Source organism: Mesorhizobium sp. M4B.F.Ca.ET.089.01.1.1 (assembly GCF_004022605.1).
GTDB lineage: Bacteria > Pseudomonadota > Alphaproteobacteria > Rhizobiales > Rhizobiaceae > Mesorhizobium > Mesorhizobium abyssinicae.
The window spans coordinates 1-446 of the sequence record NZ_RZOS01001429.1 but is presented as its reverse complement, the minus strand read 5'-3'; the positions used below and the strand labels follow the sequence as shown (position 1 = coordinate 446).

At 68.8% G+C, this 446-nt stretch carries 1 protein-coding gene and 1 pseudogene; both read left to right on the top strand.

Annotated elements, in window-relative coordinates:
* The coding region (locus EN780_RS37800) for an iron chelate uptake ABC transporter family permease subunit (RefSeq protein ID WP_145971058.1) at window positions 1-345 on the top strand (345 nt) is incomplete at its 5' end.
* A 7-nt stretch (window positions 346-352) separates the two neighbouring features.
* Window positions 353-446, top strand: a pseudogene (locus tag EN780_RS37795) (iron ABC transporter); the annotation flags it as partial.

Below are 446 nucleotides of genomic sequence, written 5' to 3'. Positions count from 1 at the left end.
GGTGAAGCGACGGCGGGCCATTTGGGCATTCCGGTGCAGCGGTTGAAATACACGGCGATCGTTGGTGTCTCGGCGGCGGTTGGTGCCTCCGTCGCCGTCAGCGGCGGCATCGGCTTCGTCGGCATCGTCGTGCCGCATCTGCTGCGCCTGCTGATCGGCCCGGACAACCGCTATCTGCTGCCGGCGTCGGCCTTGCTCGGCGGCTCGCTCTTGCTGCTGGCCGACGCGGTTGCCCGCACCATCGTCGCGCCCGCCGAACTGCCGATCGGCATCGTTACGGCGGTCGCCGGCGCGCCGTTCTTCCTGTGGATCCTGCTGCGCAAGCGCGGCGTGATCGACCTGTGAGGCTGGCATGATCGAAGCGCGCGATGTTTCGGTGGCGATCGGCGGCAAGCGTATCGTCACGCACGTCGATTTCGCGGCGCGGCCGGGCGAGATCGCGGCCA